This window comes from Legionella pneumophila subsp. fraseri (assembly GCF_000586315.1).
GTDB classification, from domain to species: Bacteria; Pseudomonadota; Gammaproteobacteria; order Legionellales; family Legionellaceae; genus Legionella; species Legionella pneumophila_B.
Window position 1 is genome coordinate 1 of sequence record NZ_JFIM01000049.1, and the last position, 8124, is coordinate 8124.

The following is an 8124-nucleotide window of genomic DNA, read 5'->3' on the forward strand; positions in this document are numbered from 1 at the left end:
AATGCCTAACGGAATTAGTGATCAAGTCCTCCGGAATACGCAAGTATACCTGAGAAAAATAAAATGACTCTGGATGGACTTAAAAGAAATCTGAGAGGGACTAATAATGGTGGAGATTTTGATGTCCAATTTTTAGAGAAAATATATAGTGAAATTAAAGCAAGGCCCTTTGAGTTGAATTTCGTTAAAACCAGCCCGGGATATGAACTTGTTTCAACCACTCTCAATAAAGACTCCACTTTTAAAAAGCTGGATTCATTCTTACATTCAACGGATGTAAACATCAATAACATTTTCCCAGGAATAGGTGATCATGTTCAAGCAACTGTAGATCGGCCAAAATCGTGGTTAAGTTATTTCACTGGATATAAGGGAACAATAACGTTAACGGATAAGCAAACATCCGCACAAGCTACTATCCAGATTTATACTCCAAATATATTCTCAAAATGGCTATTTGGAGAGCAACCGAGAGTAATAATACAACCAGGACAAACCAAAGAGTCAATCGATTTGGCAGCAAAGGTAGCGGCTGGTTTTTCATCGCCAGTAAAAAATATTAAAGCGACCTATGATTATGAGTTAGGAGATTTAATAAAAGCTTATGATGACCAGAAAAAACTCATTACAATTGAGAGAAATCTGGCACTTAAGGAGAGTATTCCCAAAGATCCAGACGCTGAAATGCAAAAAGAAAAAGGTGGACAACTAAAATTCTAATTAAACTAGACTATGGACAAGTCATTTGGTTTCATAATCATCATACTCCACAAATCAGGGTGAAATGACATCGATAGTTTGAAGAATGAGCTTGTTTTTAGAAGACAAATTGACTATTGTTCAGCCGCTCTCGGAAGTCGTGTATTTGCAAAATTTGCTGATTTCCTACGAATCAATTTAATCAAATAGAATAATCAGGAGCACCACCCCGTTTATAAACTAACACCGTACGCTCAAAAGACATAAACACTTCTTTATGCTGATTCATACCTCTTGTTTCTACAGTGATAACACCTTGAGTGGGTCTTGATTTTGATTCACGTTTGGCTTTAATTTCAGTTTCAGCATAAATGGTATCACCCTCAAAAACTGGCTTTAATAATTTAACCTTATCCCATTCAAGATTCGCTACAACTTTTTTAGAAATAGTATTAACCGTCATGCCTGTGATAATAGCCAAGGTAAAAGTACTGTCCACTATAGGTTTTTTCCATTCTGTTTGTTCGGCATAATGAGAATCAAAATGCAACTGAGCGGTATTCATAGTCAACAAAGTAAACCAGATATTGTCATTTTGCGTAATTGTTCGACCTGGTCGGTGCTCTATGATTTGACCAATAGTGAAATCCTCAAAGTAAAAACCAAAATCCTCTCTTATACGATTATTTCCAACTGATACATAACTTTGATTATTCATGACTTTTTCCTTTTATACTCTCTGCCAATTTAAGTACCTGCTGCGCATGCTTGTAAACAGGAGTGTCAATCATTTCTCCATTATATTGGCAGGCTTTTCCTTTCGCTTGTTCGAAGCAAGCCACAATATTTTTTGCTCTATCGATCTGCTCAGCAGTAGGAGCAAAACTTTGTTTTATAGGCGCTATTTGTTTAGGATGAATAGCCATTTTTCCCTTAAACCCAAGCTCTTTTACTTTGATAGTTTCATCAATAAGCCCTTCCTCATCAGAAAAATCAAAAAATGGCGAATCGATAGCTGCTATTTTAGTCAAGCTGGCTGCTTGTATAATCTGTGCGCGAGCAAATAACAGAGAATCCCAACTCAAATGACACGCAAGATCGGCTGCAAAATCTGCAGCACCAAAGAAAATGCCGGAAACAGGAGAATTAGTAACAATTGACCTCAGTTGGCTCATCCCTTTTCCTGTTTCAATTAAGGCAAATAATTTAATTTTTTTAGCTTCAAGATGAAGAATGTCGTAAATAAGCTTTAATTCATCTGGACTTTCAGCCTTAGGATATAAAATGGCATCAAAGGGAACATTAGATTGCCTCAAGGCCAGTAAGTCAGAAAGCCCATAGTCACTTGTGATATGATTAATACGAATGATAATGGGCAAATTAGCAAAATTTTTACTTGCTAAAAAATGCAAAACATTACACCTCGCCTGCTCTTTCTCCTCTGGAGGGACAGCATCTTCAAGTTCTAAAATAAGACTGTCAGCTCCAGTCGCTAAAGCCTTATCAAAAAGCTCAGGCTTATTGGCAGGAGTAAATAAAATGGCTGGAGAGGTTGATAAGTCCATGGTAATTATCCTTAAATAAAACCCTGTTGTTTGGCTTGATGTATTAATTCATCACGAAACGCAGGATGAGCAAGTTTAATCAACTGATGTGTTCTTTCAGTCGTAGAACGTCCTTTTAATTGGGCTACCCCATATTCAGTAACTACATAATCAATATCTAGACGTGTGTCAGTAGCAACAGTAGCTAATCTAGGTACAATTCTTGACACTGTACCATTTTTTGCTGTCGAACTACTTGCAATAATGGTTTTTCCACCTGGTGAATAATGCACACCACGAATAAAATCAAGCTGCCCTCCTACGCCTGAGAACTGATGGCCGATAAATTCAGCATTCACTTGCCCACTAAAATCAATTTCAATAAAGGCATTAATCGAAGTCATCATGTGATTCTTGCCAATAATCGTGGGTTCATTAACATAGGAAACAGGCAGACACACCATGGATAGATTATTATTAATGAAATCATAAAGCGGCCTGTCACCAATAGCAAATGTAAACACATTCACATACGGGTTCAATGTTTTATAGGTATTCGTAACGACGCCTTGCTTAATTAAATCGATCATCCCTGCTGTCATAACTTCAGTATGAATACCGAGATTTTTATGGCTGATTAATTGCTCGCATACGGCATTTGGCACCCCGCCTATTCCCATTTGAATGGTTGCACCATCAGGTATTAAAGAAGCAATATATTGACCCATTTGCTTATCTAATTCGCTTACCGGCTTTGAAGGTTCTTCAATTAAAGAAGTTGTATTTTCAACAATGGCATCTACTTCACTGACATGTACTAAAGTAGAACCAGCTGTTCTGGGCATGTTCTCGTTAACCTCAACAATCAGTCGATCAGCATAACGTGCCAGTTCAATTGCATAATCACCATTCGTACCAAAATTGAAAAAACCATATTGATCCATTGGCGCAACAGTAACAATAAATGCGTCCAGTCTGGTAATTGATTTAATAGTTTCAGGATACCGACTAAAGCTAATTGGTACAAAATTTATATATTTTTTACCTTTTTCATAACCACGCTGGGCCAGCAAAACCTCTCCTTTAGACATCATGGATGAATAAGGCTTGATAATATGAAGTACATCTTCTTGAAAAATAGTCCGCAAAGCAACATCGCCACACCGAAGATAATAAACTTTTACTTCTTTTAAATCGCCTGTTTTTGCTCGTTGGGATAAGGCTTGACATAAGGCAGGGGGAGTTGCCACTCTCATCCCCATTGAAATCACTGACGTTTGGGGAATCAGCCTAACTGCATCTTCAGCAGTGCATACCTTATGCTGATATAACTTATCAAAATTCACGTTATTATCCTTAATTAACTTTAATGTCCCTATAAAATAGAAGTGTAGACTTTTTATTGTATTTAACTAATTGAACTCTCAAAAAATCTGTCTTTCATGCCTACACAAGTTAACAAAATTAAAATGTCTGACGGGATCCCATGTTGTCTTACTATAATTTTTGAATGTAACCTAAACTTTAAGTAACCAGGATATTGGGGAGCTTCATGACAGACATTGCGGTTATTATCAATTATGCGAAGCAGACCCTCAACAACTGGAAAACTACATTCAGGATTGTTGCTCAAAATATCCTTTACTATTAATAGGGGGTGGAGACGGTACTGTTCGGAGTGCCGCGCAATGGTGTACCAATACTTCTGTTGTTCTTGGCGTTCTTCCTTTAGGAACTATGAATCATTTTTCCAAAGAGCTAAATTTACCGTCAACAACTGAAGAATTAATTACAGCAATCCAGGAAAAAATCACGACCACGATTGACTTCTGCTACGTCAATCGTGGTCGTAGCAGAAGTCAATGGCCATATCTTTATTAATAATTCTTCAGTCGGCTTTTATTCCAAATTGGCAAAAAATCGTGATTATTATACAAATTTTTATAATAAATGGCGGGTGCTGCGTCTAAATAATGTTATTTAAGCAGCCATATAAAACCCATATTGACTTATTTTTCCCCAAAACTGTTCCCGTCCTCCCGTATAATAAGCTATTGCTATTAAGATTAAAACAATACCATTATTGATCTATTTTTACTTATAAAGTACAATATTCACTCAATTATATCTTTAACAATCGAGAATTCCTGTATGCTAAGCCGTGACCAAATTGAAACCCTGCTGTTAATCCGTAAACGCGAGGGAACTATTTTATATAATACCCGCACGCCCAAACCTATTATTAACCTGATTAGTAATATTGGCGATGTTCCTAACAGTGATATTGCGACCTTATTACATCATGTCGCTTTCGGCGAATTAGAGCAAGTTAAAGGGATGTTAGAAAAGAATCCACGCTTATTGCTAGAAGCAGGAAACGTTGAAGACCCTGCTGGTAACACGATTGTGCGTGTAACGCCGTACGAGTGTGCCCTTGGTGCCGGTGATGATGAGATGGCAGGTATGATGGATGAATATTTTAAAAAATTTGAAGGCGGAGACAAGGCGCGATTAAAACAATATGCGCGTTTTAAGACTGGCATTGAGCAGATGTTAGATGAAAAAAATGCGTTTGATTTTGGTCCGTTGCTTCAAATCATTATAGAGAGCAAGAATGAAGATGTTACTGCTGCGTTGAACTTGGATTTCAATCATCACAGTCCATTACAGCATGTATTAGAAGACTTCCGAAAACACTTTTTGCCACGAGAGATTCATCGCGGCATGCATTTTAATTATGCGACCTTGCTGAAGGCATTTGAAGTCTATGACAAGGCGTTTGATACGTTGATAAAAGCTGGAAGAAGCTATGACAAATGTGATTTATTTTGGCGACAGGTGATAGGGTATATTCAGCGAGGGCTACCGGCGTGTGACAGACAAGCCTTTGCGCAGGGGATTTTCTACATTAATGAAAAAAAAGAAAAATTACAGCGACATTTTAATTTTCGTTTCGTTGGTTGTTCATTTCCTATTACTTCCGCTGTTGACTCTTGTTCCGGGTTGGGGTATGAATATGGCGTGGGGCATTGGAGTGTGGCGGAAGACGGTCGCAGGCATGGAGCCCTGTATATCGAAGCTTATGTCAAACAAAAACAGCAAACTTGTAGAACTTATGCAGCCACGTCAATCAGCGACGTCTCTGTGTGTAATTTTATGAACTGATGTTGTAACAACCCATTGGCGAAGGCCGATGGGACGTTATCCCAGCAAGATTCGATAAACCATTTGATAAGTTCTTGATATGTCCAAGTTCCAGATGTTTTTGTCCACCAAAGTAAAAATTGATGCAGGTAGCGCCTGATGCGGTTGGTAGATAATCCAATAGTTACCATTTGCTGTACCTTTATTCTTGCTTTGCGCAATGTCGTTGGATGCGGAGTGATGTTGATTCCCGTATCGTTTTGATGTCCCGAAAATGTTTCTACCCCCTCCTTTATATTGTTTAAATATAGAACATCTTTGGTGCGCGTTGCTTTGGTGTTATTCTCCGGTTGCGTCAGAGAATAGTTAATGCCGAGAAAATGGAAGCCGTTTTTTATGAGGCCCATGCCCGATTTTTTGCGCGATAGACTTAAACGTCTTTCACCTAATATGTCCATCATGCGCTGTCGGCAGCGATTCATTTGTCTTTTGCTTTTACACAAAATCAGCACATCATCCTAAAATCTGAAGTAATGGACCGATGTATTTAAAAAAGCATCGTCTAGTGGCTTAAGGTAAATACCACTAAAAAACTGCGAAAGTGGTCCTCTGAGCGCAATGCCATGAATAGGGTTTTTATATCCCCGGGGTGCCTCGATTGGATTCGTTATAATGGCCTCTAGCATCGCCAATAGTTTTGGGTCGTGGTAATACTTTTGGATATCCGCAATCAACTTAAAGTGAGGGATAGATTTATAAAAGGATTTTATATCAGCACGTATAACAAACAGTGGCTTTTCTTCATCTAGTACTTTTTTGATGCGCTGTGTTGCATATTTAACGCCAGTTGGTCCATCGAGATGATAACAGTTCGGATTCATCACATGTTTAAATGTTGGCTTTAGTTATTTAAGCAAAATATGCTGAAAAATGCGGTCTGACAAATGCAATTGGTCAACCATTTCATCTTGAAAATAGTAGCGTTTTAAACAACGTGGTGTATAACTGCCTTCAATTATTGCATCAACGCCTTGAGGTAGCCAATCGTCTATTTCTCGTGCCATAAAGTGAATGTCATGATTGTGATGTGCATGTTTTTTTTGACGATGGATTTTAGCGAAAAGCGTTCGGCCAATATCCAGCATTTGTCCCACATCCCAGCGTTTCATAGTAATTGTTCGCTTCCGCGGTGATAGAATGATAGCCAAATTTTTCTAACAATGTAACTTGATGTTAACTATAAAATAATCTGATATTATGCCCTCTTTTGTTACAAGGACTGTATTGTCATGGCAGTATCTATTATCGCATAGTCAAACGAATTTATCACTTTACAGATAACAATACCATTTACAAGATCGATGCTGGACTCAGAAAACGTGATCCAGGACGAGCTAAATCAAGCCGGCTGTATAGCGACAGAAGAGCTGTTAAAAAAATTTGACACAGATGGTGAAGCCATTCAACTTGGCTCTGTAAAAATGACAACGAAAGGACAAGTATTGAAGTTGTATCAAACGCCCTATGGTGAGATTGCAGTACCTAGGCATGTTTATCAAACCTCCTCAGGAGGGGCAACCTTTTGTCCGTTAGAACGCGATGCTCGAATAATTCTCACATCAACACCGAGGTTTGCTTCACAGGTCAGTCATAAAATGTCAGATCTTTCTGCTCCGGCAGTCCAAAAGGACTTAGCACGAAATCATCATCGTGCTGTATCACATAGGGTTCTGCAGCGCCTAGCAGAAGCAGTTGGAAGTGTTGTGCAAATCAAAGAGGAAACTTGGAGCTATACGGTGCCTAACATAGAAGATACGATGATCACAACGATGTCAATCGGTCTAGATGGTACTTGCATGTTGATGTGTGGTGGTCATTATCGCCAAGCGATGGTTGGTACAATAGCTTTATATGACAACATGGGTGAAAGACAGCATACAATGTATATTGCAGCGGCACCTGAGTATGGGAAAGAAACGTTTAAAGCCCGTTTAACAAGAGAAATTGAACGGGCAATTGCATTATATCCTTCGGCTGTCAAAATAGGTGTCGCAGATGGGGCTCACGATAATTGGGATTACTTAATCAAACACACTGATAAGCAAATACTCGATTTTTATCATGCAACAGAATACCTGGCCGACGTTGCAGATACTATTTTTTCATTGCCTATTGAGAGGAAGCGATGGTTAGATGATCGCTGCCATGAACTAAAGCATACGATGGGTTCGGCTAAACTGATATTAGAAGAAATGAAAAAATTTGAACAGAATATTTTGAATGATCAACCTATTATCTGGGTTTCCAGCAATTCGGATAATGAAATAAAAGGCCTATTGCTAAAACAAATTGACTACAGCATCAAGGAAAAATCAAAAACGAGTCATTCTAAAAAAAATCGAGAGATAAAACAAAAATCGCTTAGAGCAGCCATTACTTATTTTACAAATAATATTGAAAAATCAAGGATGAATTATGCTGAAAGTGTTGCTTTAAATTATCCAATTGGCTCAGGAGTGACTGAAGCTGCTTGCAAAACAATCGTAAAACAACGTCTTGGTCAATCAGGGATGCAATGGAAAGATAAGGGAGCTGGTATTATTTTAAGTTTAAGAGCATTAACTCATTCTACGGGGCGATGGGAACAATTTTGGAGCAAAGTAAATCAATGTGGATTTTCTATGGCTTCATAATTGTAGTAGTTCAAACTTGATCTGACAGTTACCGGTTTTTCAAG

8 protein-coding genes and 1 pseudogene are annotated in these 8124 nt (G+C 38.3%); 4 read left to right on the forward strand and 5 right to left on the reverse strand.

The annotated features are described in order from the left end of the window. Positions 1-63: 63 nt before the first annotated feature. On the forward strand, positions 64-720 hold the full coding sequence (locus CC34_RS01000000116410) for a Sec7 domain-containing protein (RefSeq protein WP_231957877.1): 657 nt from the start codon (positions 64-66) through the stop codon (positions 718-720). Positions 721-901: 181 nt separating this feature from the next. Here CC34_RS01000000116410 and CC34_RS0109960 read toward each other — a convergent pair whose 3' ends face one another. The 3 genes from CC34_RS0109960 to CC34_RS0109970 are packed head-to-tail and all read right to left on the reverse strand — an operon-like array spanning position 902 to position 3589. Further along, on the reverse strand, positions 902-1417 hold the full coding sequence (locus tag CC34_RS0109960; protein WP_027228580.1) for a MaoC/PaaZ C-terminal domain-containing protein: 516 nt from the start codon (positions 1415-1417) through the stop codon (positions 902-904). Next, positions 1410-2264, reverse strand: a complete 855-nt coding sequence (locus CC34_RS0109965) for an HpcH/HpaI aldolase/citrate lyase family protein (RefSeq protein ID WP_027228581.1) — start codon at positions 2262-2264, stop codon at positions 1410-1412. The genes CC34_RS0109960 and CC34_RS0109965 overlap by 8 nt, the downstream gene beginning before the upstream one ends. Before the next feature lie 11 nt (positions 2265-2275). Beyond that, positions 2276-3589 carry an acetyl-CoA hydrolase/transferase family protein gene (locus tag CC34_RS0109970; protein ID WP_027228582.1) on the reverse strand — a complete coding sequence of 438 codons (1314 nt, stop codon included), beginning with the start codon at positions 3587-3589 and terminating at the stop codon, positions 2276-2278. Between the two features lie 268 nt (positions 3590-3857). On the opposite strand from CC34_RS0109970, the gene CC34_RS1000000117450 reads away from it, so the two are divergent. Together CC34_RS1000000117450 and CC34_RS0109980 are read left to right on the forward strand one after the other, a co-directional pair. Continuing rightward, complete coding sequence (locus CC34_RS1000000117450) at positions 3858-4124, forward strand: diacylglycerol/lipid kinase family protein (RefSeq protein ID WP_229310348.1); 267 nt, start codon at positions 3858-3860, stop codon at positions 4122-4124. 270 nt (positions 4125-4394) lie between these two features. Continuing rightward, a complete protein-coding gene (locus CC34_RS0109980; protein WP_027228583.1) occupies positions 4395-5408 on the forward strand; it encodes a hypothetical protein in 1014 nt (337 codons plus the stop codon). Here the strand turns inward: CC34_RS0109980 and CC34_RS1000000117455 are convergent. Both CC34_RS1000000117455 and CC34_RS1000000117460 read right to left on the reverse strand, forming a co-directional pair. Continuing rightward, a complete protein-coding gene (locus CC34_RS1000000117455; RefSeq protein ID WP_129894882.1) occupies positions 5357-5869 on the reverse strand; it encodes a hypothetical protein in 513 nt (170 codons plus the stop codon). The genes CC34_RS0109980 and CC34_RS1000000117455 overlap by 52 nt on opposite strands. Positions 5870-6292: 423 nt before the next feature. Further along, entirely contained in the window at positions 6293-6556 is a 264-nt protein-coding gene (locus CC34_RS1000000117460) for a hypothetical protein (RefSeq protein ID WP_063720020.1), read from the reverse strand. A gap of 1260 nt (positions 6557-7816) precedes the next feature. Between CC34_RS1000000117460 and CC34_RS1000000117465 the strand changes: the two are divergent. Then, positions 7817-8080, forward strand: a pseudogene (locus CC34_RS1000000117465) (ISKra4 family transposase); the annotation flags it as partial. Positions 8081-8124: the final 44 nt, after the last annotated feature.

What these genes read in the sequence shown, in the direction of transcription:
- CC34_RS0109980 (WP_027228583.1), top strand. Translation starts at nt 4,395, where the DNA reads ATGCTAAGCCGTGACCAAATTGAAACCCTGCTGTTAATCCGTAAACGC.
- CC34_RS01000000116410 (WP_231957877.1), top strand. Translation starts at nt 64, where the DNA reads ATGACTCTGGATGGACTTAAAAGAAATCTGAGAGGGACTAATAATGGT.
- CC34_RS0109965 (WP_027228581.1), bottom strand. Translation starts at nt 2,264, where the DNA reads ATGGACTTATCAACCTCTCCAGCCATTTTATTTACTCCTGCCAATAAG.
- CC34_RS0109960 (WP_027228580.1), bottom strand. Translation starts at nt 1,417, where the DNA reads ATGAATAATCAAAGTTATGTATCAGTTGGAAATAATCGTATAAGAGAG.
- CC34_RS1000000117455 (WP_129894882.1), bottom strand. Translation starts at nt 5,869, where the DNA reads ATGAATCGCTGCCGACAGCGCATGATGGACATATTAGGTGAAAGACGT.
- CC34_RS1000000117460 (WP_063720020.1), bottom strand. Translation starts at nt 6,556, where the DNA reads ATGAAACGCTGGGATGTGGGACAAATGCTGGATATTGGCCGAACGCTT.